The sequence below is a fragment of the Methylobacterium sp. PvP105 genome, assembly GCF_017876975.1.
Classification (GTDB): Bacteria; Pseudomonadota; Alphaproteobacteria; order Rhizobiales; family Beijerinckiaceae; genus Methylobacterium; species Methylobacterium radiotolerans.
The window spans coordinates 1,219,876-1,244,299 of the sequence record NZ_JAGIPA010000001.1 but is presented as its reverse complement, the minus strand read 5'-3'; the positions used below and the strand labels follow the sequence as shown (position 1 = coordinate 1,244,299).

At 68.9% G+C, this 24,424-nt stretch carries 31 protein-coding genes; 16 read left to right on the top strand and 15 right to left on the bottom strand.

What is annotated here, in order from left to right; translation table 11 throughout:
• The first annotated feature begins 453 nt into the window (after positions 1–453).
• Positions 454–777: an ArsR/SmtB family transcription factor gene (locus tag J3A75_RS05935; RefSeq protein WP_059407790.1), complete on the top strand. Its 324-nt coding sequence runs from the start codon at positions 454–456 to the stop codon at positions 775–777.
• Positions 778–782: 5 nt separating this feature from the next.
• On the opposite strand, the gene J3A75_RS05930 is transcribed toward J3A75_RS05935, so the two are convergent.
• Both J3A75_RS05930 and J3A75_RS05925 read right to left on the bottom strand, forming a co-directional pair.
• Positions 783–2,099 carry an ATP-binding protein gene (locus tag J3A75_RS05930; protein WP_059407792.1) on the bottom strand — a complete coding sequence of 439 codons (1,317 nt, stop codon included), beginning with the start codon at positions 2,097–2,099 and terminating at the stop codon, positions 783–785.
• Positions 2,096–2,758 (bottom strand): response regulator, encoded by a 663-nt coding sequence (locus J3A75_RS05925; RefSeq protein ID WP_059407793.1) that lies wholly within the window; start codon positions 2,756–2,758, stop codon positions 2,096–2,098. The genes J3A75_RS05930 and J3A75_RS05925 overlap by 4 nt, the downstream gene beginning before the upstream one ends.
• 97 nt (positions 2,759–2,855) lie before the next feature.
• Here J3A75_RS05925 and dsbD point away from each other — a divergent pair, with 97 nt between their 5' ends.
• The 9 genes from dsbD to J3A75_RS05880 all read left to right on the top strand — a co-directional run bounded on the left by dsbD (position 2,856) and on the right by J3A75_RS05880 (position 9,784).
• A complete protein-coding gene (gene dsbD, locus J3A75_RS05920; protein WP_059407795.1) occupies positions 2,856–4,637 on the top strand; it encodes a protein-disulfide reductase DsbD in 1,782 nt (593 codons plus the stop codon).
• A gap of 39 nt (positions 4,638–4,676) precedes the next feature.
• Positions 4,677–5,306, top strand: coding sequence for a DsbA family protein (locus tag J3A75_RS05915; protein WP_059407797.1), 630 nt, complete (start codon positions 4,677–4,679; stop codon positions 5,304–5,306).
• Complete coding sequence (locus tag J3A75_RS05910) at positions 5,306–6,112, top strand: L,D-transpeptidase (protein WP_059407799.1); 807 nt, start codon at positions 5,306–5,308, stop codon at positions 6,110–6,112. Before J3A75_RS05915 ends, J3A75_RS05910 begins: the two co-directional genes overlap by 1 nt.
• Positions 6,096–6,563: a DsrE family protein gene (locus J3A75_RS05905; protein WP_059407801.1), complete on the top strand. Its 468-nt coding sequence runs from the start codon at positions 6,096–6,098 to the stop codon at positions 6,561–6,563. Before J3A75_RS05910 ends, J3A75_RS05905 begins: the two co-directional genes overlap by 17 nt.
• A gap of 206 nt (positions 6,564–6,769) precedes the next feature.
• A complete protein-coding gene (locus J3A75_RS05900) occupies positions 6,770–7,195 on the top strand; it encodes a YeeE/YedE family protein (RefSeq protein WP_059407803.1) in 426 nt (141 codons plus the stop codon).
• A gap of 3 nt (positions 7,196–7,198) precedes the next feature.
• Positions 7,199–7,648, top strand: coding sequence for a DUF6691 family protein (locus J3A75_RS05895; RefSeq protein ID WP_059407805.1), 450 nt, complete (start codon positions 7,199–7,201; stop codon positions 7,646–7,648).
• Positions 7,645–8,454, top strand: a complete 810-nt coding sequence (locus J3A75_RS05890; protein WP_185156781.1) for a sulfite exporter TauE/SafE family protein — start codon at positions 7,645–7,647, stop codon at positions 8,452–8,454. Before J3A75_RS05895 ends, J3A75_RS05890 begins: the two co-directional genes overlap by 4 nt.
• 20 nt (positions 8,455–8,474) lie before the next feature.
• A complete protein-coding gene (locus tag J3A75_RS05885; RefSeq protein WP_059407807.1) occupies positions 8,475–9,386 on the top strand; it encodes an MBL fold metallo-hydrolase in 912 nt (303 codons plus the stop codon).
• A gap of 11 nt (positions 9,387–9,397) precedes the next feature.
• The gene (locus J3A75_RS05880) at positions 9,398–9,784 is read left to right on the top strand and encodes a rhodanese-like domain-containing protein (protein ID WP_059407809.1); all 387 of its coding nucleotides are present in this window, start codon (positions 9,398–9,400) and stop codon (positions 9,782–9,784) included.
• Between the two features lie 29 nt (positions 9,785–9,813).
• Here the strand turns inward: J3A75_RS05880 and J3A75_RS05875 are convergent, their stop codons facing one another.
• Positions 9,814–10,488 carry a Crp/Fnr family transcriptional regulator gene (locus J3A75_RS05875; RefSeq protein ID WP_059407811.1) on the bottom strand — a complete coding sequence of 225 codons (675 nt, stop codon included), beginning with the start codon at positions 10,486–10,488 and terminating at the stop codon, positions 9,814–9,816.
• A 185-nt stretch (positions 10,489–10,673) separates the two neighbouring features.
• Here J3A75_RS05875 and J3A75_RS05870 point away from each other — a divergent pair, with 185 nt between their 5' ends.
• The 4 genes from J3A75_RS05870 (at position 10,674) to J3A75_RS05855 (ending at position 13,230) form a co-directional block, all read left to right on the top strand.
• Positions 10,674–11,474, top strand: a complete 801-nt coding sequence (locus tag J3A75_RS05870; protein ID WP_059407813.1) for a pentapeptide repeat-containing protein — start codon at positions 10,674–10,676, stop codon at positions 11,472–11,474.
• Between the two features lie 43 nt (positions 11,475–11,517).
• Positions 11,518–11,907, top strand: a complete 390-nt coding sequence (locus J3A75_RS05865; protein ID WP_059407815.1) for a thioredoxin family protein — start codon at positions 11,518–11,520, stop codon at positions 11,905–11,907.
• A 7-nt stretch (positions 11,908–11,914) separates the two neighbouring features.
• The gene (locus tag J3A75_RS05860; protein ID WP_059407818.1) at positions 11,915–12,634 is read left to right on the top strand and encodes a cytochrome c biogenesis CcdA family protein; all 720 of its coding nucleotides are present in this window, start codon (positions 11,915–11,917) and stop codon (positions 12,632–12,634) included.
• A gap of 176 nt (positions 12,635–12,810) precedes the next feature.
• Positions 12,811–13,230: a hypothetical protein gene (locus J3A75_RS05855; protein WP_244507391.1), complete on the top strand. Its 420-nt coding sequence runs from the start codon at positions 12,811–12,813 to the stop codon at positions 13,228–13,230.
• Positions 13,231–13,258: 28 nt separating this feature from the next.
• Here the strand turns inward: J3A75_RS05855 and J3A75_RS05850 are convergent, their stop codons facing one another.
• The 10 genes from J3A75_RS05850 to J3A75_RS05805 all read right to left on the bottom strand — a co-directional run bounded on the left by J3A75_RS05850 (position 13,259) and on the right by J3A75_RS05805 (position 21,457).
• Entirely contained in the window at positions 13,259–13,720 is a 462-nt protein-coding gene (locus J3A75_RS05850) for a DsrE family protein (protein ID WP_059407826.1), read from the bottom strand.
• 63 nt (positions 13,721–13,783) lie between these two features.
• Positions 13,784–14,683 (bottom strand): MBL fold metallo-hydrolase, encoded by a 900-nt coding sequence (locus J3A75_RS05845; RefSeq protein ID WP_244612612.1) that lies wholly within the window; start codon positions 14,681–14,683, stop codon positions 13,784–13,786.
• A 47-nt stretch (positions 14,684–14,730) separates the two neighbouring features.
• A complete protein-coding gene (locus tag J3A75_RS05840) occupies positions 14,731–15,408 on the bottom strand; it encodes a c-type cytochrome (RefSeq protein ID WP_059407830.1) in 678 nt (225 codons plus the stop codon).
• The gene (gene soxC / locus J3A75_RS05835; protein ID WP_059407832.1) at positions 15,392–16,699 is read right to left on the bottom strand and encodes a sulfite dehydrogenase; all 1,308 of its coding nucleotides are present in this window, start codon (positions 16,697–16,699) and stop codon (positions 15,392–15,394) included. The genes J3A75_RS05840 and soxC overlap by 17 nt, the downstream gene beginning before the upstream one ends.
• Before the next feature lie 53 nt (positions 16,700–16,752).
• Entirely contained in the window at positions 16,753–18,432 is a 1,680-nt protein-coding gene (soxB, locus tag J3A75_RS05830) for a thiosulfohydrolase SoxB (RefSeq protein WP_059407833.1), read from the bottom strand.
• 15 nt (positions 18,433–18,447) lie between these two features.
• A complete protein-coding gene (soxA, locus tag J3A75_RS05825; RefSeq protein WP_059407835.1) occupies positions 18,448–19,311 on the bottom strand; it encodes a sulfur oxidation c-type cytochrome SoxA in 864 nt (287 codons plus the stop codon).
• A gap of 59 nt (positions 19,312–19,370) precedes the next feature.
• Complete coding sequence (gene soxZ / locus J3A75_RS05820) at positions 19,371–19,700, bottom strand: thiosulfate oxidation carrier complex protein SoxZ (protein ID WP_010682137.1); 330 nt, start codon at positions 19,698–19,700, stop codon at positions 19,371–19,373.
• Between the two features lie 39 nt (positions 19,701–19,739).
• On the bottom strand, positions 19,740–20,210 hold the full coding sequence (gene soxY / locus J3A75_RS05815) for a thiosulfate oxidation carrier protein SoxY (protein WP_059407837.1): 471 nt from the start codon (positions 20,208–20,210) through the stop codon (positions 19,740–19,742).
• A 27-nt stretch (positions 20,211–20,237) separates the two neighbouring features.
• Positions 20,238–20,714, bottom strand: a complete 477-nt coding sequence (gene soxX / locus J3A75_RS05810; protein ID WP_059407839.1) for a sulfur oxidation c-type cytochrome SoxX — start codon at positions 20,712–20,714, stop codon at positions 20,238–20,240.
• A gap of 167 nt (positions 20,715–20,881) precedes the next feature.
• A complete protein-coding gene (locus J3A75_RS05805) occupies positions 20,882–21,457 on the bottom strand; it encodes a thioredoxin family protein (protein WP_059407841.1) in 576 nt (191 codons plus the stop codon).
• Positions 21,458–21,698: 241 nt separating this feature from the next.
• On the opposite strand from J3A75_RS05805, the gene J3A75_RS05800 reads away from it, so the two are divergent.
• A complete protein-coding gene (locus tag J3A75_RS05800; RefSeq protein ID WP_185156780.1) occupies positions 21,699–22,040 on the top strand; it encodes a thioredoxin family protein in 342 nt (113 codons plus the stop codon).
• Between the two features lie 33 nt (positions 22,041–22,073).
• On the top strand, positions 22,074–22,430 hold the full coding sequence (locus J3A75_RS05795; protein ID WP_043379005.1) for an ArsR/SmtB family transcription factor: 357 nt from the start codon (positions 22,074–22,076) through the stop codon (positions 22,428–22,430).
• A 12-nt stretch (positions 22,431–22,442) separates the two neighbouring features.
• On the opposite strand, the gene J3A75_RS05790 is transcribed toward J3A75_RS05795, so the two are convergent.
• Together J3A75_RS05790 and J3A75_RS05785 are read right to left on the bottom strand one after the other, a co-directional pair.
• A complete protein-coding gene (locus J3A75_RS05790; RefSeq protein WP_059407843.1) occupies positions 22,443–23,486 on the bottom strand; it encodes a YeeE/YedE family protein in 1,044 nt (347 codons plus the stop codon).
• A gap of 33 nt (positions 23,487–23,519) precedes the next feature.
• Positions 23,520–24,419 carry an MBL fold metallo-hydrolase gene (locus tag J3A75_RS05785; RefSeq protein ID WP_059407845.1) on the bottom strand — a complete coding sequence of 300 codons (900 nt, stop codon included), beginning with the start codon at positions 24,417–24,419 and terminating at the stop codon, positions 23,520–23,522.
• Between the last annotated feature and the right edge of the window lie 5 nt (positions 24,420–24,424).

The following is a 24,424-nucleotide window of genomic DNA, read 5'->3' as shown; positions in this document are numbered from 1 at the left end:
TCCACACTGGGACTCCAGAGCCCACGGGACGCCGCGTCGCGTCGTAACCTGCCCTTATGCAAATGGGCCGCCGCAGCAGTGACGGTGAATGTCCGTTATTGGGGAGCGGGCGAGGCCGCCTGAATGACTGGGGTGGGCGCCAAGCCGAATGTCCGGTTCTGCGCGCGATCGAGATCCGGCAGGACTCAGTCTGGCCGAAAGCGGAATGGTTGCTTCCAAGTGGGGGCGCTTAAAAAGCGGACGGCCTTCTCTCGACCCAGCTAAACCGAAAGGTACCGGTCTGCTTCGGTGATGATGGGCGCCTTCCGCGCGGGTGGTGCACTTCATTGGAACGAGAGTTCCTGGCCCGAACCGGTGACCTTGCCGGTATGTACCGTTATGGCCAGACGGACTAGACACGCTATATTAGGAGTCTCTAAATAATCTCGAATGTCTGATTCAGGAGCACCGCGAATGGACGCCGTCACGCCGAACGACCTGATGCGGCTCCAGGACAAGGCCAGCGACGCGGCGCGCCTGCTTCGGCTCCTCGCCAACGAGAAGCGCCTGCTCATTCTTTGCCTGCTTGTCGCCCGCGGCGAGATGGACGTGACGAGCCTCGCCGAGGCGGTCGAGCTCAGTCAGTCGGCGCTCTCGCAGCATCTCGCCAAGCTGCGCGAAGACGGGCTGGTCGCGTACCGCCGCGAGAGCCAGACGCTCCACTACCGGCTCGAGGACCCCCGCGCCGCCCGGGTGCTGGCGACGCTCAAGGACATCTTCTGCCCGGAACTCGGCTGACCGCATCAGGCGCGAAGGATCTCCACCTCAAGCCCCGGGCGATCCGGCCGGTTGCGCAGCCGCAGGCTCAGACCGCTCCTGCGGGACGCCATCTCGGCGATGGCGAGCCCAAGCCCGCTCCCGGTGGCGCTCTTGTGGCGGCCGCGGAAGAAGCGCGTCGTGACGTGCGGCAGTTCCTCGGCGGGGATCCCCGGCCCCTCGTCGCGCACGAGCATGCCCTCCCCATCGGGACGGGCCAGCCATTCCACCGTGCCAGCGTCCATGTGGTGCACGGCGTTCTCGTGCAGGTTGCGGACCGCCAGGCGCAGGCTCTCGGCATCGGCCCGCAGGGTGTAGCCGCGCAGCCCTGGGTCGATCAGGGTTCGGACCCCCGCGGGCATCCGCATGCCATCCACGGTCTCGGCGACCAGCGCCCCTACGTCGACCTCCGCCAGGGTCGGCGACTCCCCGGCGGCGTCGAGCCGGGCCGCGTCGAGCAGTTGCCGGACGAGGCGGGTGGTACGGTCCACGGCCGCCAGGATCTGGCGCAGCGCCGCCTTGGCAACGTCCGGGTCGGTGGTGGCCATGGCGACCTGGGCCTGGGTCTTCAGCCCGGCCAATGGCGTGCGCAGCTCGTGCGCCGCGAAGGCCGTCACCTCTCGTTCGTGCCGGCGCGCAGCCTCGACCTTGAGGAACAGCCCGTTGAGGGCGTCGGCCAACGGCCGGACCTCGGCGGGGGTCCGCCCGGCGTCGATGGCGCTCATGTCGTCGGCGTCACGGCCCGCGAGGTCCCGGGCCATCAAGCGCAAGGGGCGCAGGCCCCGCCCGAGGCTCGCCCAGATCAGCATGCCGAGGAACGGGACGACGAGGAGCGCAGGGGTGACGAGGCCCATGATGAGATCGGTCACGAGGCGCTCACGCAGGCCCAGGCGGTCTCCGACCATGACCCGCACGCCCTTCTCGGCGTCCTCGACCGTGAAGACCCGCCACGTCTCGCCGTCGACCTCGCGCTCGGAGAAGCCGGCCGGCGCGTCGGTCAGGCGCCGCTCCGGGGCTCCGCTCGACCGCGCCACCATGCGCCCGTCGAGCGACCAGATCTGGCAGGACAGCTGCCGCTCGTAGGCCGTCGGCCCCGGGAAGGTGGATGGTGTTCCGTCGGAAGTCGTGCCGCCGACCGCGCCCACCAGGGAGCCGACCATACGCGCGGCCTCCTGCAGTCGGGTGTCGAGGACCTGCTCCACCTCGCGCTTGGAGCCGAGGTAGATCCAGGCGACCGCACTGAGCCAGATCAGCCCGGTCGCGAGGAGCAGGATCGCGAAGAGCCTGACGCGCAGGGATGTCATGCCGACGCCCTCATCCGGTAGCCGAGGCCGCGCACCGTCTCGATGGCATGCTTGCCGATCTTGGCGCGCAGGTTGTGCACGTGGACCTCGACGGCATTGCTCTCGACCTCCTCCTGCCAGCCGTAGAGGCGTTCCTCCAACTCGGCCTTGGAGCGGAGCACGTCCGGGCGTTCCATCAGCGCCGCCAGCACCATGACCTCGCGCCGGGACAGGCCGACCGGCACGCCGTCGACCGTCACGGCGAGGCTGCCGGGATCGAGCCGGATGCCCCCGTGCTCCAGGACGGCGGCGGCCCGCCCCGAGGCCCGGCGGACGACGGCGCGGATGCGGGCCGAGAGTTCGTCGAGGTCGAAGGGCTTGCCGAGATAGTCGTCGGCGCCGCCGTCGAGCCCGGCGATCCGGTCGGCCACCGCGTCGCGAGCGGTGAGCAGGACGACGGGCGTGCGGTCCTTCCGGCCGCGCAGGCCGCGCAGCACGTCGAGGCCGGAGCCATCGGGCAGCATCAGGTCGAGCACGATGGCAGAGAACGCGCTCGTGGCCAGCGCCGCCTCGGCGTCAACGCAGGTCCCGACGCAATCGACCGTCGCCCCGCCGAGGCCGAGCCCCGCCCTGAGCCCGTCCGAGAGGATGGGATCGTCCTCGACGACGAGGATGCGCATGCGTGTCTCCCCTGACCGTCCCGCATCCTCCGGGCCCGGCTTAAGCCTGGCTTAAGCTGCGTTTCCGACCTGCGGCGGGCCGATCCGGACCCCGCCCATGCCGAACGTATTAGCCCACCTCTTCCTCGCCGCCCTTGTCTGGGCGGGCGCATCGCCCTGGTTGCCGGTATGGTCGCAGGACCTCGCCGGGCGGCAGTCGCCCTTCACTCTCGTCGCGACACGGGACGCGCACCTCTCGCTCCACCTCCGCTGGACCATCGCGCCCGGCACCTATCTCTATCGCGACAGGATCCGCGCCGAGGCCGGTGCCGGCGCGGAGCTTCCCGTCACCACGCCGACCGCCGAGACAAAGGACGACCTGAACTTCGGGCCGACGGAGGTCTACCACGACTCCGTGGAGGCCATCGTGCCCGGCGCGGCGCTGGCCAGCCTGCGGGAGATCCGGGTCATCTACCAGGGCTGCGCCGAGCGGGGCATCTGCTACCCGCCGGTCACGAAGCGGCTGGACCTGGCCTCCCTGGCGAACGCCGGCGCATCACCGGCCGGCGGAGCCGCCCCCGCCGCCGAGCCGGCAGACGCGACGGTCGCCGCCGCCTCCCGCCAGGACGTCTTCCCCGCCGGGCCGGCCGCCCTCCTCGTCGGCAACCTCGTCGGCGTCCTGGCGGGCATGTTCGGGCTCGGCCTCCTGCTGGCGTTCACCCCCTGCGTGCTGCCGATGGTGCCGATTCTGTCGGGCATGATCGTCCGCTCGGGCCAGGGCCTCACGCCGGGGCGGGGCCTGGCGCTGTCCGGAAGCTACGTCCTCGCCATGGCGGCGGCCTATGCCAGCTTCGGCGTCGCGGCGGCGTGGCTCGGCCGCAACCTGCAGGTCGCCCTCCAGACCCCTCTCGCCCTCGGCCTGATGGCCACCGCCTTCGTCGCGCTGGCACTGTCGATGTTCGGCCTGTTCGACCTGCAGGCGCCGCGCTGGTGGCGGGACCGCTTCGGCGCCCCGGCGGCGGAAGGTGGGTCGGTCGCCGGGGCCGCGTTCCTCGGCTTCAGCTCGGCCCTCGTCGTCGGTCCCTGCGTGACGCCACCCCTTGCTGCCGCCCTGCTCTACGTCGCCCAAACGGGGGATGTCCTGCGCGGGGCGCTGGCCCTCTTCGCCCTCGGCCTCGGGATGGGTGCGCCGCTGGTGCTCGTCGGCGCGTTCGGCGCCGGCATCCTGCCCCGGTCCGGCCCCTGGCTGGTGCGGGCGAAGCAAGCATTCGGCCTCGTGTTCCTGGCTCTTGCGGCCTCGCTCGTGACACGCTTGCTGCCGGACGTGTTGTCCCTCCTGATTTGGGCGGCGCTCGCCATCGGCACCGGCATGGCGCTCGCGGTGCTGACCACGAACGGTCGCCCGTCACCCGCCGGTCGCGCGGCGGGCTTGGTCGCCGTCGCCTATGGCGGCCTCCTCCTCCTCGGGGCTGCCACGGGCGCGGACGACCCGCTGCGGCCGCTTGCCGGCCTCGCCCCGTCGCATCCGGGCCACATCGCCGAGGCGCGGACGGTCTCCACGCTCACCGCCTTCGAGGCGGCCCTCCTGGCGGCCCGAGCTGAGGGCAAGCCGGTGCTTGTCGAGTTCGCCGCCGACTGGTGCACCGTCTGCAAGACGAACGAGCGGACGGTCCTGGCGGACGCCGGCATCCGGGAGAGGCTCAAGGCCGTCTCGGTCATCCGGGCCGACGTCACCCGTGACGACGACGCCACCCGCGCCCTGATGCGTCGCTTCGAGGTGGTCGGTCCGCCGACCCTCATCCTGATGCGTCCCGACGGCGGCGAGGTCCGGGAGGCCCGCACCGAGGGCGAACTCACGGTCGAGGACCTGAAGCGCCGCCTCGCCCTCGTCGGAGCCTGAACTGCCTCTTCCGAGCCACCCATACCCACGGAGACCGTCATGCACCGCCGGACCCTGCTCGCCCTAATCCCCGCCATCGCCCTCGCGCCCGCCCTGCTATCGCCGCACACGGAAGAGGCCTTCGCCCAGGGCATCGACCAGAACGCCATCCTCAATGACCCGGAGGCGCCGGTCTCGGGCAACCCGAAGGGCGACCTGACCATCGTCGCCTTCCTCGATTACAACTGCCCCTTCTGCAAGAAGGCTGAGCCCGACCTTCTCCGGCTGGTGAAGTCGGACGGGCGCATCCGCCTCGTCCACAAGGATTGGCCGATTCTCGGCGACGCCTCCGTCTACGGCGCCCAGCTCGCCCTCGCGGCGCGGTACCAGGGCCGCTACGACGACGTGCATCGCGCGCTGATGGGCATCCCCGGCCGTAAGATCCCGAAGGAGCGGATGCTGGAGGCGGTCTCCGCCTCGGGCGTCGACATGGCCCGCCTGGAGGCGGATCGGACGTCCCACCAGGGCGAGATCGCCGCCCTGCTCCAGCGCAACCTCGACCAGGCGGACGCCCTCGGCCTGCAGGGGACGCCGGTCTTCCTGATCGGCCCGCTCAAGGTCGCGGCCGCCCTCGACTACGACGGCTTCAAGCAGGCGGTGGCCCAGGCACGCGCCAAGGGCCGCTCGTGATGCGGCGGGTGATGCGCCTAACGGCGCTCCTCGCGCTCGCCGCGGGGGTCGGAGCCTGCTCGGCCTCGATGGGCGCCCCCGGCCCGGTCGCCGGGGCGGGGGCGCGCCTTCCGGCCGATGCCGTTCGTCGCTACGCGGCCATCACCGACGAGCCGTTCCCGGTCGATGCGGTCGAGCCACGCGACCTGAAGGCCCGCAACGTCCGCCAGGTTGTCGACTATCCGACCAAGCAGCCACCGGGCACGCTCGTGGTCGACCCCTACCGGCGCTTCCTCTACCTCGTCATGGAGGGCGGCAAGGCCATGCGCTACGGGGTCGGCGTGGGCAAGGCCGGCTTCGAGTTCACCGGGGAGGCGACTGTCGCCCGCAAGGCGTCCTGGCCGCGCTGGACGCCGACCCCCGACATGCTCAGGCGTGACCCGGAGCGGAACGGGCGCTGGGCCGGCGGGATGCCAGGTGGCGCACGCAATCCCCTCGGGGCCCGCGCGCTCTACCTGTTCAAGGACGGCAAGGATACGCTCTACCGCATCCACGGCACCACCGAGCCCTGGAGCATCGGCGAGGCGGTGTCCTCGGGGTGCATCCGCATGCTCAACCAGGACGTCATCGACCTGCACCGCCGCGTACCTACGGGCACGAAGGTCGTCGTGCTTGGGTCGCACGGCACCGCCCAGGCCGCGCGGCCGGCCGCGCCGGAGACGACCGGCAGCCTCGACCGTGCGCGCCTCGACGACCTATCCCGCGGCGCCTCGGAGGCGCCCGAACCCCTGACGGACGACGGAGTGGCGGATGACGACGGTCTTTAGGAGCCTGGCGCTGGCGGTCGTCCTCGCGACGATGGGCATCGGAACGGTTCGTGCCGGCTCGGAGGCGCCGGCCGGCTACTACGCCGACCAGAAGGTGGTCTACCACAATGGCGGAAGCGGTCCGGACGAAGCAGCCTACTTCAAGCGCCTGCTCGCCAACCTGCGCAACCACGTCGAGGCCGTGGGCAAGGCGCATGTCGAGATCCGCGTGGTGAGCCTCGGTTACGGCGTCGGCCTCTTCCAGTCGGCCGCGAACGACAAAGAACTCGCCGGCCGCATCGACGCCCTCAAGGGGATGGGTGTGCGGTTCCTGGTCTGCGCCAACACCCTGCGCGAGCGGAAGATAGACCGCACCACCCTGTACGGCGTCGGCGAGGACGACCTCGTGCCGAGCGGCGTCGCCGAACTGGCGCGCCTGCAGGCCATGGGGTTCGCATACATCCACCCCTGAGGCCTTACACCGCTTCGGCAATCGACCGCGAAGACCTGATCGTGTGCCGCCGCACCTGACTCTAGGGCGCTTGTCCGCCGGACCATCTTTCCGCTTGTCATTACATTAGAAGATGCTAATTGAGTGTCATCTAATGTTTTGCGTGGGGCAGTAGTCCCCGCGGCCGGACCGGGCGCTTCCCGGACCGCACTTTGGGACAGATTGAGATGGAAGGCTTCACCCCCGTCAGCGCAATTCTCGGCGGAGCGATGATCGGCGGGTCCGCCTCGCTGCTGCTCATCCTCAACGGACGCATCGCCGGCATCAGCGGCATCCTCGGCGGCATCCTGGCCCCGCCCTCGGGTGAGACCGCTTGGCGGGCGGCCTTCGTGGCAGGCCTCGTCCTCGCACCACTCGCCTATGCCGGCCTGGGGGGCAGCCTTCCGCCGGTGACGGTCGAGGCGTCATTCCCGCTGCTGATCCTCGCGGGCCTGCTGGTCGGGTTCGGCGCGCGCCTCGGCTCAGGCTGCACCAGCGGCCACGGAGTCTGCGGCATCGGCCGCGGCTCGCCCCGCTCGCTGGCCGCGACCGGCATCTTCATGACCGTCGCCGTCCTGACCGTCCTCGTCATGCGCCATCTCGTCGGAGCCTGAGCCATGGCCAAGACCGCCTCCGCCTTCGCCGTCGGCCTCCTGTTCGGCCTCGGCCTCCTCGTCTCGGGCATGGCCGACCCGGCCAAGGTCCTCGCCTTCCTCGACGTGACCGGACGCTGGGACCCGAGCCTCGCCCTCGTCATGGCGGGCGCCGTCGCAATCTCGGCCGCCGGCTACCGCTTGGCGAGGCGGCGCGGACGGCCTTTGCTCGCGCCCAGGCTCGACGTCCCGACCCGGCGCGACCTCGACGGACGCCTGTTCGCCGGGGCCGCGATCTTCGGCCTCGGATGGGGCTTGGCCGGCCTCTGCCCCGGGCCCGCCCTCACCATCCTGACGGTGGCCCCGGCCGAGGCCGTGACCTTCGTGGCGGCGATGGTCGCCGGCATGCTGCTGTTCCGCCTGGTGCCGGCGGCGCGCCTGAAGCCGACCGCCGCGCTGGGAGCCGACGCATGATGCCCGGCCCCCTCACATCCGGCCTCGCCGCCGGCTCGGGCGGGGTCGTGGGCGTGATCCTCGGCCTCGTCGGCGGGGGCGGCTCGATCCTCGCGGTCCCACTGCTGACCTACGTGGTCGGCGTGTCCTCGCCCCACGTCGCCATCGGGACCAGCGCCCTGGCGGTCTCGGTCAGCGCGGCGGGCAACCTGGTCCCGCAATGGCGAGCCGGGAACGTGAAGTGGCGTTGCGCGGCGGCGTTCTCGCTCGCCGGGGTCCTTGGCGCGCTCGTCGGCTCGGCGGCCGCCAAGGCGGTCGACGGGAAGAGCCTGCTCGCCCTGTTCGGGGTCGTCATGCTCGTGGTCGGGGGCCTGATGCTGCGCAAGCGACGCGGCGAGGGCGACCCGGACGTGCGCCTGACCAAGGCCAGCGCGCCGGTGCTCCTGCCTTGGCTCCTCGGCATCGGCCTCGCGGTCGGCCTGTTCTCCGGCTTCTTCGGCATCGGCGGGGGATTCCTGATCGTGCCGGGCCTGATGCTGGCGACGGCGATGCCGCTGCCCATGGCCATCGGCACCTCGCTGGTCGCGGTCAGCGCCTTCGGGGCGGCGACCGCAGCGAGCTACGCCGCCTCCGGCCTGATCGACTGGCCGCTCGCCGGGCTGTTCATCCTGGGGGGCGTGCTCGGGGGCCTCGTCGGATCGAGGCTCGGCCAGCGCCTCGCCGGGCGCAAGCGCGCCCTGACCGTCACCTTCGCCGGCCTCGTCATCCTGGTCGGCCTGTACGTCGTCGCCCGCGGGGCCCTGCCGCTCCTCGGCCTGAGCGCCTGATCCCGGACAGGAGGAGATCCATGTCGAACCAGACCGCCGGAGCCCTGCGCGGGCATCCCATCGTGACCGGCTTCCACGACGAGCCGACCGGGAGCATCCAGTACGTCGTCGCGGACCCCGCGACGAAGCGCTGCGCGATCATCGACCCGGTCCTCGACTTCGACCCGAAGTCCGGCGCGACCGCGACCCGCTCCGCCGATGCCCTGCTCGCCCATATCGAGCGGGAGGGCTACGAGTTGGAGTGGATCCTCGACACGCACCCGCACGCCGACCACTTCTCGGCGGCAGGTTACCTCCACGACCGGACGGGCGTCCCGACCGCCATCGGCGAGAAGGTCATCGACGTGCAGCGGCTCTGGAAGGGGCTGTACAACCTGCCGGACACGTTCCGGACGGACGGTTCGCAGTGGTCCCGGCTCTTCGCCGACGGCGAGCGCTTCCGGATCGGCGACCTCGAAGTCGAGGTGATGTTCACGCCGGGCCACACCCTGGCCTCCATCGCCTATCGGATCGGCGACGCCGCCTTCATCCACGACACCCTGTTCATGCCCGACAGCGGCTCGGCGCGGGCCGACTTCCCCGGCGGCAACGCGCACGCGCTGTGGCGCAGCATCCGGCGCATCATGGCCCTGCCGGACGACACGCGGCTGTTCACCGGGCACGACTACCGCCCGGGCGGCCGGGCGGCGGCCTGGGAGAGCACGGTCGCCCGGCAGCGGAGCGAGAACCCGCACCTCGTCGAGACACCGACCGAGGAGGCGTTCGTGGCGATGCGCGAGGCCCGGGACCGCGAACTGCCGATGCCGAAGCTCATCCTGCACTCCCTGCAGGTGAACATCCGCGGCGGGCGCCTGCCCGAGCCCGAGGCGAACGGCCGCCGCTACCTGAAGATCCCGCTCGACTCCCTCGACGGTGCGGCGTGGGGCGATTGACGGAGGTGACCATGACCACGATCAGCGCGAAGGACCTGGTGGCGCAGGCCAACCGGGAGGTGGAGACCCTGTCGGCCGCGGAGGCGCTGGCGCGCCTGGGCCAGCCGGGCTCGGTGCTCGTCGACGTGCGCGAGGGCGAGGAGTTGGCCAAGACCGGCAGGATCGCCGGCGCCGTCCACGTGCCCCGCGGCTTCCTGGAGTTCCAGGCCGACCCCGCGAGCCCGACCCACCGGGCCGAGCTCGGCGAAGGCAAGTGCCTGGTGCTCTACTGCGGCTCCGGCAACCGTTCGGCCCTGGCAGCCAAGACCCTGAACGACATGGGCCTCGGACCGGTCGCCCATGTCGCGGGCGGCTTCCCCGCGATGGCGAAGGCCGGCGGCACCGTCGAGCCAGCCTGATCGGGACTGGCAAGCCGACAGGCCGCAGGTCACTTGCGACCGGCGGCCTCCAAGTTTGGGCGGTCGACGATCTCGACCGCGCCGCGCCGGACCTCGATCAGGCCGGCCTCGGCCCATTGCCCCAGGATGCGGCTCACGACCTCGCGCACGCTGCCGATGTCATCCGCGAGCTTCTGATGGGTTACCGAGGCCACCCCACGCGGGTCCGCCTCGGCCAGAAGCCGTTGCGCGAGGCGCTGCTTGAGCGGGGCAAACGCGACCTCGTCGATCAGCGTGAATAGGCCGGACATCAACCGCGTATAGTCATCCATGACGAAGCTGCGGAACGCGGCGCTCTCGCCCATCAGGTGTTGGAACGTGCTCACCGGCAGAGCCGCCAGTTCGGTCCGCTCCTCGGCGATGCTTTGCGCCGGAAAGTTGCCGCCGGAGAGGAGGCACTGTGTGGTCAGGGCGCAGGTGCCGCCCGGCCCGACTTTGTAGATCAGCACCTCGCGCCCGCCTTCAGACATCCGGAAGATGCGCGTACGGCCCTCCAGACACATCAGGTAGTTGGCGCACTCGCCATCGAGTTCGTAGGCGATGGCGCCCGCGTCCAGTACCGGAAAATGCACAGTTCCCCGGGCGATCTGGAGGTGCGCTGGGCTGAGCGCCTGCAGGAGCGGAAACCGGTCGATCCATCGCTCGACCTTCTGGGCATCCGTCATGGCGGCGTAGTCCCCCCGGCCATGACGACGGGCTGATCGTCCGGCTCGCGTTGCGTTTTTCTCCCGCCGCGCCGGACTTGTGTGACCTGGGTCACCGACCGGGTGCAGCGGCCCGGCATAGCATCGCATCACAAAGAACACGATAAGGGCATCCGCCATGCGCGGCGCCCACCGGGAGTGAACCGATGCACCGCCTCGCCCTGAGCTTCATGCTCGCCGTACTCGCCGCCGGCCCCGCCGCGGCCGAACAGGACCTCCTGCTCGGGGCCGACATGTCCTCGCCCGCCATGATCAAGGCCGAGATGAGCCGCGCCGACGTCGAGGCGCTGATCAAGGCCGCGGACGGCAAGCCGGTCGACCTGCACGACAAGTCCCTGTCTGGCCTCGACCTCTCCGGGCTGTACCTCCGGGGCGCAAACCTGCGGACCGCCCGCCTGAACAAGGTCAATTTGCGCGGCGCCGACCTCAGCGGCGCGAACCTCGAACAGGCATGGCTGCTGAAGGCCGACCTGTCCGGCGCCAAGCTCGTGGACACGAAAATGTTCGGCATCACCGCCCGCGACGCCAACCTCAGCGGCGCGGACCTCAGCCGGTCCATGCCCATTGGCGACTTCAAGGGCGCCAACATGAGCGGCGCCACGCTGGTCGACCTCAGGGGGGGCGCCGACATCAAGAACCAGTCCATGGGCCTGATGCGGGCCGTGTTCGTGTCGGTGAACCTCTCCGGCGCCAACCTGAAGGGTGCCAACCTCGGCCGGTCGCGGCTCGAATACGCCAACTTGAAGGATGCCAACCTCACCGACGTGGTGTTGATGGGCTCGGACCTGTCCGGGGCCAACCTGACCGGCGCGACGGTCACAGGAGCAGACTTTAAGAACGTCGACGTCAGCGGTGCCCGGCTGATCGACCTCAAGGGTCAGTCCGAGGCCAAGGACTGGGCCGAGCGCGTGAACGTAGACCGCGCCGTCACCCAGGCAACCAATTGAGCCGCCCGTAAGCCTCGACCCATCACAAGGACCCAGACAGCCCATGACCACCCGTCGCTTCCTGCTCGGCGCCCTGGCCGCCGCTCCCCTGCTGTTCGGTACCGCTGCGAATGCCGCCGAGGCCGTCTTCACCCCTGAAGCCTTTGAGGCGGCCCAGAAGGCGGGCAAGCCGATCCTCGTCCATGTCACCGCGCCCTGGTGCACCGTCTGCGCGTCGCAGAAGCCGATCCTCGCTAAGCTGGAAGCCCAACCCCGGTTCAAGGACCTGCAGGTGTTCGACGTCGATTTCGACAGCCGCAAAGACGTGCTGAAGCGGTTCGGTGTGACGACGCAGAGCACCCTGATCACCTTCAAGGGTGAGAAGGAGACGGGGCGCTCGGTCGGCGACACCCAGCCGGAGTGGATCGAGGGCGCTGTCGAGAAGGCTTTGTAGGTCGGCCATGGCCACGACGTTCGGCCTCGCGTTCCTCGCCGGCATCCTCTCGGTGATGTCGCCCTGCGTGTTGCCCTTGCTGCCGCTGGTCCTGGGCGCGGCGGCATCGGAACACAGGCTCGGCCCCGCTGCCCTGGCCGCCGGCCTCGCGGTGTCCTTCGTGGCCATCGGGCTGTTCGTAGCGACCGTAGGGTTCGCCCTCGGCCTCGACGCCGATGTCTTCCGCACCGTGGCGGCCATCATGCTGGTCCTGATCGGGCTCGTCCTGATGGTTCCGGCCGCCCAGACCCGGCTTGCTGTGGCCGCCGGCCCGGTGAGCAACTGGACCGAGAGCCGGTTCGGTGGCTTCTCGACCACCGGGCTTCTGGGACAGTTCGGCGTCGGGCTGCTGCTCGGCGCGGTCTGGAGCCCCTGCGTCGGGCCGACCCTCGGGGCCGCGTCCCTCCTCGCCTCGCAGGGGCGAGACCTGGGTTCGGTGGCAACGACGATGCTTCTGTTCGGCCTCGGCGCCGCCCTGCCACTCCTGCTCCTCGGCACGCTGTCCCGCGAGGTGCTGATACGCTGGCGCGACCGGATGATGGGGCTCGGCAAAGGGCTGAAGGTCGCCCTGGGCGCCATCCTCGTGGCCACCGGCCTGATGATCGCCACGGGCTACGACAAGGCCGCGGAGACCGTCCTGGTCAACGCTTCGCCGGCTTGGCTCACCAACCTGACGACCCGCCTGTGACCTCGATAGCGTCTGCCTCCAAAGCCCGCCCCATGCGACCCTACCGTCTTCGAACCTGCCTGCTCTACGCTGCCATCCTTCTCGGGATTGCAGGTCCGGCGCAGGCTTGGGAATTGGTCGGCACGAAGCAGCTTGAGCTACGCACTCGCGACGGTACGTCCATTCCAATCGGCACCGTGACGTTCACCCCAGGGCCGGACGCCACGCGGTTCGTCGTCACCCTCGACCGGACGAAGTTCAAGGACTTCTTCCTGTCGATGCGCGAGTTCAAATGCGTCGAGGGGCCCGAGGTCCAGTGCCACGTTCCCTATCCCTACGCGAACCCGGGAACGGTCCGGCCGGGCGATTATGCGTGGCTGGAGCACGCCCTGCTCTTCCTCTACAAGGCGCCGGCCGACTACGGAGCCAAGTTGAGCAACGGCCTCTACTACGCTCTTCAGAAAACGGAGGACGGGCTGGTTGGAAGGCCGATGGCGGTGGATCTCAACGACATCGCGGCCCCGCCTCAGGATCCCTCCGTGCCCCCGTTCGATCAGGCTGCCCGTGCGGACATTGTTCCAGGCGCCCGCTGGATCGAGGCGCTCGTCATCCGCTGAGACGAGTTCGTCGCCCCACCGGACCCAGTTAAACGCGCAGGTAGCTCCATCCTGCTTCCTGAAGGGTCACGAGACGGACCGCCCCCGCCGGAACGATGCCGACGTGGGGCAGCAATTCCAGCGAATGCCCCTCGGCCTTCTCCATGGCCTTGACGGTGTTGCCGCAGGCCGAGAGGACGATCCCCGGCACGCTCTCGCTGATGGAATGGATCCTCGCCGTGACGGGCGATGTGTCGGCCCGCAGCATGTGCAGGCCTGGGCCATAGGCGACGATCTCGACTTCCAGTTCCTCGGCCTGCTCGCTGTATTCGCGCGCGAGGTTGACCGCATTGTTGAGGGCGAGATCGAACACGCCGCCCTCGCGGGAACTGACCTGCATCGCGACCCGGTGGGTCTTCGGGCCGGTTGCCGGAGCCGCCGTGGCCCTGCTCGCTCCGAGCCCAGCCAGCAGTGCGGCCAATCCGGACACGCCCCTGCGCGACAGCATCATCTCGTCCCCTCCGTTGTCGAACGATCCTGATCCGAGACGCGCGCTCCTCTTGGAGCCGTCTCGTCAGGTCTGCAAGAATCGATAGCTGTCGCCGGCACGCTCGACATGTCCGACGCCCGAGCCCGGGAGATGAAAGCCAACGAGCGTCATCCGCTCGTTCGCCAACCGGTCCAGCAGGGTCAGGCGGGTGCAGGAAGCGAGGTCGCGGTCGAGATCGCTTCCGAACGCCCAGGCGGGACGCCGGAACGACAGAACTGCATGGCTCAGGGCATCTCCGCCGATCAGTACCTGATCCCGTCCCGCTTCGACGAGTACGGAGGCGTGGCCGGGTGTATGCCCCGGCGTCGCGACGTAAGTGAGGCCGGGGGCGATGCTCTCGCCGGGCCTGCGGCGCTCCACCTTCGCCTCAAGGCGGCGCAGGGTCCGTCGCGAGCCCACGGAGAGACCCTTCAGCCAGTCGGGCACCAGGGTCTCGACGTCGTCGCGGGTCCAAAAATCCCATTCCGCCGCCGGCACCACGTAGCGGGCATTGGGAAACCGTTCGCTGTCGTCGAAATCGTCGATCGCGCCCCAGAGATGATCGGGATGGGCGTGCGTGAACACGACCTGGGTGATCGCCTCGCGCGAAATGTTCCGGCTCTCCAATGTCTCTCCGAGCTTGCCCGCCGTCGGCTGGAAGGAGTTGCCCGAGCCGGCATCGATCAGGATGATCTCAGAGCCGATCCGCACGAGGCTCGCGTTCGTCGGGATCGGCGCGGCCTCCGCGCGCTGGCCCTCGGCCCTGAAGACGGCCTGCATCTCGTCGCGCGGCGTATCGGGCAGCATGAAGGCGAGGGAGGAGGACAGCGTGCCGTCGCTCGCCGTCTCCACGGAGGCGCCGCCGACCGTCAACGCCGCCGCCGGGTTGGCGGACGCGCGGCCGGTCGGCCACGCGCCCGCGAGACCCGCCGCGAGCCCCGCCATGAAGAGACGCCTGTCGCAGCGCGATCCGGGGACGGCGGCGCCAGTCGTCATTGGACTGGCGGCGCCTTCTTCGCGGAGTCGGGGGCCTTGTCGGGCGTCACGTCGAGGATGCGCGCATGGCTCGTAATCGTCGCCTCTTTGGGCAGGCAGTTCGTCATGCAGGGCTTGGCCGTCCAGAACTCCTTCTCCGCCGTCTGGCGGTCGTCCATGAAGAAGTTCTTCTCGTTCGGCAGGCGGATGCTGGCGAGGTTCTTCTCGTTCACCTCGAAATCCTGATCCTTCAGGATGTCGTTGAGATAGAGGAGATAGGCCGTGACCGAGTAGGTCTCATCCGGCGTCAGGGTCTGGGCCGCGCCGAACGGCATCGCCCGGTGCACGAAGTCGAAGACCGTCGAGACATAGGGCCAGTAGGACCCGATGGTCTTGACCGGGTTTTCCGACTTCAAGGTCCCGGATCCGCCCGCGAGTTCCGGCCACCGGCCCGCGCCTTCGCCGAACTCGCCGTGGCAGCTGGCGCAGCGCTCCTGGAAGATGGTCTCGCCCAGCGCCGCCGTGCCCTTGCCGACCGGAAGCCCCTGGCCGTCCGGCCGCACGTCGATGTCCCAGCCCTTGATTTCCTCGGGCGTTGCCGCGCGGCCGATGTTTAGGCGCTCGGCCGCCACCGGCGTCGCGGCCAGGAGGGCGGCTGCGAGCGCGGCCGGAATGAGGTTACGCGACCTCGACATTCTCGATCTCCCCGCTGGGCAGCACGTGCCAGGTCTGAATGCCGTTGTTGTGGTAGATCGAGTTCAGGCCGCGATGCTGGCGCAAAGCCGCCTTGGTCGGCTGCACATAGCCGGTCTCGTCCCTGGCGCGGGACTGGAGCAGCAGCGGCTCACCGTTCCAGTCGAACTCGTAATAAAAGCGCGTCAGCGCCTTATCGAGGACCGGACCGTCGAGGCGGGCGGCGCGCCAGTTGCGGCCGCCATCGAGGGAGACGTCCACGCCCTTGATCGCCCCGCGTCCCGACCAAGCGAGGCCCGAGAGCACGGTGAAGCCCTTGCCGTGGATCGGCGCCTGCGGGCTTGGATTGGTGATCACGGACTTCGCGTCCATGGCCCAGGTGAAGCGCCGCGCCTGTCCGTCCGGCATGAGGGCCGTGTACTTCGAGGTCTCCTCGCGGGTGTGCCAGGGCTCGTCGCCGACCTTGATCCGGCGCAGCCACTTCACCCACATATTGCCCTGCCAGCCGGGCAGGACGAGGCGCAGCGGGTAGCCGTGCTCGGGATAGAGCGCCTCGCCGTTCATGGCGTAGGCGACGATGGCGTCGTCGAGCGCCTTCTCGATCGGCACCGAGCGGGTCATCGCCGCGGCGTCCGCCCCCTCCGGCAGCAGCCACTTGGCGTTCGTCTTGAGACCCGCCTCTTCGAGGAGGCGCTTGAGCGGCACGCCCGTGTACATGACGCAGTGGATCATGCCGTGGGTGAACTGGCAGCCGTTGAGCTGCGCGCCCTTCCACTCCATGCCGGAATTGGCCGCGCATTCGAGGAAGGCGATCCGGTTGACGCGGGGGAAGCGCTTGATGTCCTCCAGCGTCAGCATCAGCGGCTTCTCAACGAGGCCGTGGATCATCAACCGGTGCTCGGCCGGGTCGATCTCGGCGATGCCGCCATGGTGGCGCTCGAAGCCGAGACCGTTGGGGGTGATGATCCCCTCAAGCTGGTGCAGCGGCGTGAAGCTCACCGAGCTCTGGCGAGAGGCGGTCAGCCATTCAACGTCGCGGCGGATCACGTCCGCCTCGAACTTCGAGGGGCGGCCATAGGGCCGGCTCACGACACCGTCACCGAGGGATTGCGACCATTCCGGCACGTTCGGCGGCAGGTTCTTGGCCTCCGGCGCGGCGGCGGCCGCACGGCCCGCGAAAGCGCCGGTTCCCACCCCGGCGCCGACCGCTCCGCCCAAGGCGAGGCCGGTGCGCAGGAAGGATCGGCGGGAGGTCGGCCCGGACGGATCGGGGCGCGGCTTCGGTTCAGACATCGGTCTCTCCGAACTGTTTCAAGTATGGCAATGTGTGAATATCTTGAAGACGACTAGGCGCCACGGACGGTGACCTGCGCGGGCGTCGGGTTCACCGTCTTCTTGGCCTTGATGTGCGAGGCGACGACGTCCCAGATCGGCGGACCCTCGGTCCCCTCGTTGACGCTCGCCCAGCCCGCCACGGTGTAGCTGCTGCCGGCCTCGATGGGTTTGCCGGTGCGCAGCAGGGTCAGGTCGGAGATGCGGCTTCCGGCCGGGCGGGCGACATCGATGGCGTAGGACACGCCCCCCACCCGCACCATGTCGCCCCCCTGCTGGTAGTAGGGATCGGCGTTGAACAGGTTGTCGGCCACGTCCTCCAGCACCTCCTTCAGCCGGGCGCCGGTCATGGGCATCCGGTAGGCCGCCGGGTAGGTGATGGCGGTGGCGTTGTAGACGTCCTCGTGGGTGATCGCTTGCCCGGGCAGGAGGGTCGTGCCCCAGCGGAAGCCGGGCGAGAGGGCGATGTCGGCCTCGCGCTCGGACAGGAGCGCGTCGCAGATCAGGTCGTCGAGGGTGCCGTTGAAGTTGCCGCGCCGGTAGAGCAGGGCCTCGGTCCGCCCAAGTTCCTGGCTCAGCATCGCCTCGTGGGGCGCGCGGATCGCCTGGATCTTGGCCGCCATCGCCTTCTGCGGGGCGATGACATCGGAGAAGATCGGGATGAGCTTCGAGCGGTAGCCCTTCACGGCGCCGTCCCGCACGTCGAGGTCGACGCGGGTGAGGAACTTGCCGTGGCTGCCCGAGGCGATGAGCAGGGTGTTGCCGACCTTTACCGCCTGCGGCAGCGCATCGTGCGTGTGACCGGTCAGGACGACGTCGATTCCCTTCACCCGCGAGGCGAGCTTGCGGTCGACGTCGAACCCGTTGTGAGAGAGCAGCACGACGAGGTCGGCGCCCTCTTTCCGGGCGTTGTCGACGCTCGCCTGCACATCCTCCTCGCGGATGCCGAAGGACCAGTTCGGGATCATCCAGCGCGGGTTGGCGATGGGCGTGTAGGGGAAGGCCTGCCCGATCACCGCGACCTTCGCGCCGCCGCGCTCGAACATCTTCGTGGACTCGAAGGCTGGCTCGTTCCACTCCGCGTCGCGGACGTTCTGGCCGAGGAACGGGCAGCCGAGCCCGTCCACGATCTCCTTCACCCGCTCGGTGCCGAGGGTGAACTCCCAGTGGCCGGTCATGGCGTCGGGCTTCAGCAGCGCCATGCAGTCGACCATGTCCTGGCCCTTGCTCACCATCGAGGTGTAGCTGTTCTGCCAAGTGTCGCCGCCGTCGAGGAACAGCACCTTGTCGCCGCGCTCGGCGCGGATCGCGTCGAGCACCGTGGCGATCCGGTCGAGGCCGCCCATCCGGCCGTAGCTGCGGGCGAGCGCGACGTAGTCCTCCGGCGTCAGCGCATAGGCCAGCGGCGAGCCGCCGGGGATGCCGTAGAGGTCGAGGTAGGCGCGTCCGGTGACGTGGGGGACCTGACCGCGCGCCTCGCCCACCCCGAGATTGGTCGAGGGCTCGCGGAACAGCACGGGCCGCAACTGCGCGTGGATGTCGGTCAGGTGGACCAGGGTGACGTTGCCCATCGGCTCGAAGGCCAGGAGGTCGTACTGGGTCAGGCGCTGCTGGGCGAAGGCGCGGATCCAGCCCGTCGGCACCAGGGCCGCGGTGGCGGCGGCGATCTGCAGGAAGTCGCGGCGTGAGGTCATGGGACGATCCGACCCTCAGTTGCGCACGGCGGGCGTCTCGACCGGAAGGCCGAGGCCGCGCCACGCGACGTAGGTCTCCAGGGCGAGGAACTCGTCGGAGAGCGGCTTGAACGGCGTGGCCCGGACGTCCTGCATGCAGCCCTCCATGCGCTCGTGCAGCGGCACCAGCCGCTGGTCACGTAGGCGGTAGACGGGGAAGCCGTTGCTCTGCCCCTGGCTGAGGAAATCGGCCCGGAGATACTTGCCGTGGTTCTTTTCGTGGCAGCTCGCGCAGGCGAGATCGAGCTGGCCGTTCCGCTGGTAGTACAGCGATTTGCCGCGCTCGAACCAGGGCGTCATCGGCCCGTCCACCTTCACGGCGACCGGCATCCCCCGGGACTGGTTGCGGATGTAGGTGGTCATGGCCGTGAGTTCGGGCGAGCCGAAGACGAAAGGCTCGGCCTTCAGGGCGCCGCTGCGGCAGATGTTGATCCGCTGCTCCAGATTGATTGGCTTCCCGAGCTTCTCGTTCCACTTCGGATAGGCAGCCGCGACGCCCTTCATCGAGGTCGAGGCCTCGTTGTGGCAGCTCGCGCAGGACTTGCCGGCCGTGCCATCGACCTTCGACCAGAGTTCCTCGCCCTGCTCGACGGCGAGGAAGCCCGGATTGTTGAAGTCGTCGGCCTGCATCTCCTGCGTTTCCTTGGAACGGAAATACAGGCCCGAGACGACTTCCTCGAACGGAGAATTCGGGTTCTGGGGCTTCATGCCGTGCGCCTGCCACGCCGGGCGCTCGGACGGCTCCTTCGCGGCGGGCGCCGACGGCATGTCCTGCGCGTGCGGCGCGACGGCCAACGCGACGAGCGCGAGCGCTGTAAAGGCGAGAGTTGGGCGGACCATGGTGAGGGCTCCGGCGCGGCGGGGGGAGGCGCTCCGGGGCGAACGGCCCCGGGCGCGCGTCAGGCGACCTTGATCTGCTCGGTGGCCTGGATCTTCGACCCGTCGTCATCGACCCAGGTAAAAGTCAGCGCTCCGGATTCTTCGGGCTTGATCTTGAACTGGAAGTAGGGATTGGCGGAGACTGCGCTCTCGATATCGGCGCTGAAGATCGTCTTGCCGTTCAGGTCACAGGTGAACTTGTTCAGGATCTTGCGCGGGATCGTCTTCCCGTCCTTGTCCTTGCGCTGGCCGGACTCCATCGTGTGGGAGACGAGCGTCTTCACCTCGATGATGCCGCCCTTGGCGACCTCCTTCTTGTCCAGTTTGATCCGCGGCTTCACGTCGGCCATGTGGTCCTCCCGTCCTCGTTCGATGCTGTCGCGTATGGGTTAGCCGCCGCAGCCGCCGATGGTGACCTTCACCTGGCGGACGTCGCTGAACACCGAGCCGTCGTTCATGCGGGCGACCGCGATGACGTTCTGGGTCTCTGCGAGACGGATCCGGGTGTTCGCCTCCGCGACGCTCGACGGCGTGAAGTGGAAGCTGATGACGCCGGGGTTCGGATTGCCCTCGGCGACGATCATCACCTCCTCGACGTAGCTTTCCGCCGTCATCGGCCCGTCGACGCTCACCGTCATCGGCACCGTGTTGCCGTTCTCGGCGATCTCGGGGAGTTCGAGCTTGACCCTGCCCTTCACCGGCTCCTTGCCGCGGGTGAAGGCCTTGATGGCCTCATCGGTCGCGGGCTTCGCCGCCAGGGCCGGGCCGGCGCGGAAAGCGAAGGCGGTGGCCACCATGGCGCCGGTGCCGAAGGCCAGGGCTTGGCGGCGGCTCATTGCGGGGATCTTGGCAGAGGTCATGGCAAGCGGCTCCTTCAGCCCGCGAGATCACTTCAAGGTCGTGAGGTAGGCGACGACGTCCTCGACCTGCTGCGCGGTCAGGATCGGCTTGCCCTGGAATTCGGCGCGCACGCGGTTGAGGCCGTCGATCCGGTAGAAGGCCGGCATCACGGTCGCCTCGGTGAAGACGTGCTTCGGGTTGACGACGATCATCCGCAGGTGGGCCGCGTCCCACCGGCCCGCGACGCCATCGAGGGAGGGCCCGACCTCGCCGTGGAAAGATTCGCCCTTGAGCGACGAGACCTGATGGCAGCCGAGGCAATTGCCCTGGCGCCGGTTCACGACGACCTTCGCGCCGGCCGCCGCATCCCCCGGCTTGTCGGTGAGCGGCTCGGGGATTGAGTCGCTGCCATCGATGGCGACGATCTTGAACGGGGCGAGCCCGGTGGAAGCCGTCTCGGCTCCGGCGGCGGTCGCGAGGACGCAAAGTCCCGCGAGCGCAAAGGCTGTGATCGGCCTGCGCATCTGGCGTTTCCTCGGTGCGCCGTCTTTGCGGCGAGTGCGGTCGTCTCGAACCGCTCGCTCTGCCGGCGGGCAAACCCATCGACATATGCGAATTATTGCAAGTTTGACGTGGATCGCTCTCAAGTCAAGCTGGAATTGCGAGGCCGCTGACTATCGCGGCGGGACTGTCAGCCCCGCTGCGCCGCCTCCGGCGAGCGGAGGTAATCCTGCAGGGTCGTCCGCTCGTCGGCACGCTCGGCCACGAAGGCGAAAGTCCGGCGGAACTCCTCCGGCGGCACGTAGCCCCGCACTCGCAGGACCTCGCGCTGCTGGGGCGTCTTGCCCGCGAGTGCCGTCTCCTCCACCGGAAAGAACTGAATGGTCGGCGTGGACCGGATGCCGTACTTCTCCGCGAAAGCCTTCTCGGGAAGGATCTGACCGTCGAAATCGGTGACCTCCCGCGAACCGATGAAATTCAGTTGCAGGATCTCGAAACGCTCGCGGATGAAGGCGCTCGTCGCCGGATCTGCGAAGTTCACGAGGTGGATCTGTTTGCAGAAGGGACAGCCCTTCAGCTCCCACAGGATGGCGAGGCGCTTGCCGTGCTCCCGCGCGGACTTCAGATCGTCGGGGAGATCGAGGAAGCTTTCGAGGAACCAGGGCTCCCGGTAGAGGCCGTCATCGCCCTGGATCGCTTGGGCCATGGCCCTGGAGGGCAGGCCGAGCGCGAGGGCACCCGCCAGGAACCGGCGCCGGGTCGACATGGCGTCCCCTCCAAATATTCTAGTTTCTGCATGTGTAGAGCGATTGTCCTGCCCCTGGCAATCTAGTCCTCCTGACATCCGGCTGCCATTGAAGCCGCGCGGACGACGGCGGCTCCGCGCCGAGGGCGATCACGATCCCGGCGGCTGCGCCGATGCCCCTCGAACACATTCGTCTTTTGCTATATAAGGATCAGTGGTCCTGGGCTTGGGAAGACCGATGCGGGGAACGAGGCGAGCCGTCATGGCGGGGGCGTGGGGGTTCGCCCTATGGCCCGGCATCGTTGAGGCCGCCGAGCTGATCAAGTTCGAGCGGCGCGGCTGCCCGTGGTGCAAGGCCTGGGACAAGGAGATCGGGCCGATCTACCCGAAGACGGATATCGGGAAGCGGGCGCCGTTGCGCCGTGTCGATCTCGACGCAGGCCTCCCTCCCGGACTCACGCTCAAGCGCCCGATCCGCTACACACCGACATTCGTCCTCGTCGAAGACGGGTCCGAGCTCGACCGGATCGAGGGCTATCCGGGTGAGGATTTCTTCTGGGGACGGGCCGAGCGGTTGCTCGAACGGCTCCCCGGATCCCCGTAACGGGCTTCGGGCGGCGAGGAAAAGGGTGGGATGATGCCGTTGCAACAGGCGCAACCGGTGACGAGCGTCGAGGCCCCGGGCAGCCTCGACCTGGATCTGTTGCTGGCCAATGCCCGCGATGCCAGCGAACTGCTCAAAGCCCTCGGGCACGAGGCGCGCCTCGTCATCCTCTGTCTGCTGGTCGAGGGCGAGCGCTCGGTCTCGGAACTGGAGCAATTGCTGAATCTGCGGCAACCGGCCGTGTCCCAGCAACTGGCTCGGTTACGGGCCGACGATCTCGTCGAGGCCCGCCGTGACGGCAAGAACATCTATTATGCGCTGGCCCGGCCCGAGGTTCGCGAGATCATCGCCGCCCTGCACCGCGCATTCTGCAACGGACGGACACCGTAACCGGCGAAACCCTCAAGTGTGCCGGTCCACGAGGTAGTAGAGCCCCGCGCGAGCCCCGACGAGGATCGCGCCGAGGGCGAGAATCGAGCCGACCGACAGCGTCGAAAGCCCGCTCAATCCCTGGCCGATGGTGCAGCCCAGCGCCGTGACGCCGCCGGTGCCCATCAGGAAGGCGCCGAGCAGGTGGCGCTTCACCTCGCGGGCATCATCGGGCGCCTCCCAGTGAAATTCACCCGCAGCGCGCGCCGCCGCGAAGGACCCGAGCACGACGCCGAGGACCGAGGCCACGCCGAAATCGATCCGCGTGCCGCTCGCGAGCATGGCATAGAGGAGGGTATCGCCGACCGGCCGTGCGAAGCTGAAGGAGCCGACCGCCCGGGTTTCGAACTCGTCGAAACCCGCGCTCCCGTTCGTCCACCACCCGGCGACGATGACGAGCCCGATGGCGATGGCGCCGATGAGGAGCCGCTGAGTCCGACGGAAGTCTTTGCCCGTCAGCGCCACGAGGCAGAAGCCGATGCCTGCAATGACGCTGAAGGCCACGCGGCCGGTCTGATCCAGCTTCAACAAGGCCCCGAGCCGCTGGCTACCGAGATCGAGGCTGAGCGGTGCGGTGAGCGTCACGCGCAGAAAGGCTGTCACGCCGCTGATCGCCATGTAGGCCGAGAGGCCGAGCACGAGGAGGACGAGGAGGGCGCGCAGATCTCCCCCGCCGAGCCGCAGCAACGCGCCGAAGCTGCAGGTGCCGACGAGCGCCATGCCGAAGCCGAACATCGTTCCGCCGAGGATCATCGCGCCCCATTCGAAGCGCGGCCCCGCATAGATCGACCGGGCGAGGTCGAGACCGAATTCGGATTCCAAAAGCTGCGTGCCCACCACGGCGATGCCGGTGGCCAGCAACCATGCCCGGGCGCGGCGCGTGTCGCGCGCATAGACGGCATCTTCGATGGCGCCCAACGTGCAGAACCGCCCCCGGCGCGCGACCATCCCGAGCACGGCACCCAGCACGAGGCCGAGGGCCGCCCGGAGGAGATGCGCAGGCAGGAGGTCCATCATCGGCTCAGGTACGCCCAATACCGATGAGCCCTGTCAAACGCCCAATTCCGCTCCGCCTTTCAGTTTGACCGGAATGGTCAGGTAACGAACGCCGTTCGCCTCGGCCGGGGGGAACTTGCCGGCGCGGATATTGACCTGGATCGACGGCAGCAGAAGGCGCGGCGCAGCCAGCGTCGCGTCCCGGGCGGTGCGCATGGCGGTGAACTCCTCCTCGCTCACGCCCTCCTTCACATGAACGTTGCGCTCGCGCTGCTCGCCGACCGTGGTCTCCCAGGCGTACACGTCGCGGCCCGGCGCCTTGTAGTCGTGGCAGAGGTGAAGCACCGTCGCCGGAGGCAGGGCCAGCAACTTGCGGATCGAGCGATAGAGGGTGCGCACGTCGCCGCCGGGGAAGTCGGCCCGCGCGGTACCGAAATCGGGCATGAACAGCGTATCGCCGACGAAGACGTGGCCGCCGATGCGGTAGCAGATGTCAGCCGGCGTATGGCCTGGCGTGTACAGCACCTCGACGGCGAGATTGCCGATGGCAAACGTCTCGCCGTCCACGAAGAGGTGGTCGAAATCGCTGCCGTCGGTCTTTAGGTCGGTGGCGTTGAAGACCGGGCGGAAGATCTTCTGGACCTCCTTGATGTGCTCGCCGATGCCGATCTTCGTGCCGGTCTTGGCCTTCACGTAGGGCGAGCCGGAGAGGTGGTCGGCGTGCGCGTGGGTTTCCAGCGTCCAGACCACCGTGTAGCCCGCCTCGTCGGCGGCCGTCAGCATCGCCTCAACGGAGCGAGTGTCGACGCTGCCGCCGTTGTGATCGTAGTCGAGCACCGGATCGATGAAGGCCGCCTGCTTCGTCTCGGGATCGGCCACGATGTAGCTCACCGTGTTGGTGGGCTCGTCGAAGAAGGCTTGGATGACGGGTTCGGGGCCACGGGCTTCGGTCATTGCTT